The sequence below is a fragment of the Pseudonocardia pini genome, from assembly GCF_013870575.1.
GTDB lineage: Bacteria > Actinomycetota > Actinomycetes > Mycobacteriales > Pseudonocardiaceae > Pseudonocardia > Pseudonocardia pini.
This window is the reverse complement of record NZ_JACBXB010000766.1, coordinates 1-2,636: the sequence shown is the minus strand read 5'-3', so window position 1 is coordinate 2,636 and position 2,636 is coordinate 1. Positions and strand designations below refer to the sequence as shown.

Annotated in this window: 2 protein-coding genes; both read left to right on the top strand. The window is 70.7% G+C overall.

The window, feature by feature from the left end:
- The coding region (locus H5J29_RS28570; protein WP_281376125.1) for a phosphoribosyltransferase family protein at positions 1-256 on the top strand (256 nt) is incomplete at its 5' end.
- Positions 257-392: 136 nt separating this feature from the next.
- Positions 393-2,612 (top strand): RelA/SpoT family protein, encoded by a 2,220-nt coding sequence (locus tag H5J29_RS28565; protein WP_181784089.1) that lies wholly within the window; start codon positions 393-395, stop codon positions 2,610-2,612.
- Positions 2,613-2,636 lie beyond the last annotated feature (24 nt).

Here is a 2,636-nt window from a genome sequence, read left to right as displayed (position 1 = left end):
GGCCGGGAGCCGGACGTACGACCTGGAGTACGGGACGGCCACGCTGGAGCTGCCCGCCGGCGTCGTCGAGCCCGGGACCAAGGTCTTCGTGGTGGACGACGTGCTGGCCACCGGTGGGACCGCGGCCGCGGCCTGCGCCCTGCTGACGGACGCGGGGGCCGAGGTCACCGGGTTCGGCACGGTGATCGAGCTGGCCGCGCTGAAGGGCCGCGACAGGCTCCCCGGAATCGCGGTCCACAGCCTGCTCTCGTACTAGCTGCGCGTATCCTCCCGGGGGTGGCGAGAGTTGCGGTGAGGGCCCGGTGACGGATGTCCAGCAGAACGCCGCTCCGGCCGAGGATCCTGCTCGGCCGTCCGCGACCCGGCGGGTCCGTGCGCGGATCGCCCGGCGGATGACACCGCAGCGGGTGGCGATCGTGAAGCCGGTGCTCGAGCCGTTGGCGAGCGTCCACCGCACGCTGCACCCGAAGGCCGATCTCGTGCTGCTGCAGCGCGCGTACGACGTCGCCGAGGAGAAGCACGCCGGGCAGAAGCGCAAGTCCGGCGACCCCTACATCACGCACCCGCTCGCCGTCTCCACGATCCTCGCCGAGCTCGGCATGGACACGACCACGCTGGTGGCGGCCCTGCTGCACGACACCGTCGAGGACACGGACTACTCGCTGGACCGGCTGCGCGCGGAGTTCGGGGACGAGGTCGCCCACCTGGTCGACGGCGTCACGAAGCTGGACAAGGTCGAGTTCGGCAGTGCGGCCGAGGCCGAGACGATCCGCAAGATGGTCGTGGCCATGGCCCGCGACCCCCGGGTCCTGGTGATCAAGCTCTCGGACCGCCTGCACAACATGCGGACCATGCGGTTCCTGCCGCCGGAGAAGCAGGCCAAGAAGGCGCGCGAGACCCTCGAGGTCATGGCGCCGCTGGCGCACCGGCTCGGCATGGCCACGGTGAAGTGGGAGCTGGAGGACCTGTCCTTCGCGATCCTGCACCCGAAGAAGTACGACGAGATCGTGCGGCTCGTGGCGACCCGCGCGCCGTCGCGGGACACCTACCTCAAGCAGGTCATCGACGAGGTGTCCGCGCAGCTGGCGGCGGCGCGGGTCAACGGCACGGTCGAGGGCAGGCCGAAGCACTACTACTCGATCTACCGCAAGATGATCGTCAAGGGTCGGGAGTTCGACGACATCCACGACCTCGTGGGCGTCCGGGTCCTGGTCGACGAGGTGCGGGACTGCTACGCCGCGATGGGCATGGTCCACGCCCTCTGGCAGCCCATGCCCGGCCGGTTCAAGGACTACATCGCGCAGCCCCGCTTCGGCGTCTACCAGTCGCTGCACACCACCGTGATCGGACCGGACGGCAAGCCCCTCGAGGTCCAGATCCGCACGAGCGAGATGCACCGCACCGCGGAGTACGGCATCGCGGCGCACTGGCGGTACAAGGAGACGCGGGGCAACAACACCGGCGCCGCCGTCGAGATCGACGAGATGTCCTGGATGCGGCAGCTGCTCGACTGGCAGCGCGAGGCCGCGGACCCCGGCGACTTCCTGGAGTCGCTGCGCTACGACCTCGCGGCCAAGGAGCTGTTCGTCTTCACACCCAAGGGGGACGTCCAGACGCTGCCCGTGGGCTCCACCCCGGTCGACTTCGCCTACGCGGTGCACACCGAGGTCGGGAACCGCTGCATCGGCTCGCGGGTCAACGGCAGGCTCGTGGCGCTGGAGCGCACGCTGGAGTCCGGCGACGTCGTCGAGATCTTCACGTCGAAGGCCGAGGGCGCCGGGCCGAGCAGGGACTGGCTGGGCTTCGTCCAGTCGCCGCGGGCCAAGAACAAGATCAAGCAGTGGTTCGCCAAGGAGCGCCGCGAGGAGGCCATCGAGGAGGGCAAGGAGGCGATCACGCGGGAGGCCCGACGCACGGGCATGCCGCTGCAGCGCCTCGTGTCCACCGACGCGATGACCGCCCTCGGCCGCGAGATGCACTACCCGGACGTCTCGGCCCTCTACGCCGCGATCGGTGAGGGACAGGCCAGCGCCCGGCACGTCGTGCAGCGGCTCGTGGCGCTGATCGGCGGGGTCGAGGACGCGGAGGAGGAGCTCGCGGAGCGGGCCACCCCGTCCACCGTCCGGGTCCGGCGGCCCTCCGGCGACGCGGGCGTGGTCCTGCAGGGCGAGGACGGCAAGCAGCTCGGGGACGTCTACTGCAAGCTCGCCCGCTGCTGCACCCCCGTCCCCGGCGACGAGATCCTCGGGTTCGTCACCCGCGGGGGAGCGGTGTCGGTGCACCGCACGGACTGCACCAACGCCGAGGACCTCAAGGGGCGCAGCGAGCGGCTGGTCGACGTCGCGTGGTCGGTCTCGCCGGCGTCGGTCTTCCTGGTGGCGATCCAGGTCGAGGCGCTGGACCGGCACCGGCTGCTGTCCGACGTCACCAAGGTCCTGGCGGACGAGAAGGTCAACATCCTCTCGGCCTCGGTCACCACGTCACGGGACCGGGTCGCGGTGTCCCGCTTCTCCTTCGAGATGGGGGACCCGAAGCACCTCGGGCACGTCCTGCACGCGGTCCGCAACGTCGAGGGCGTGTACGACGTCTACCGGGTCACCTCGGCAGGCTGACCTGTGAGTGGCGATGGTCGCTCC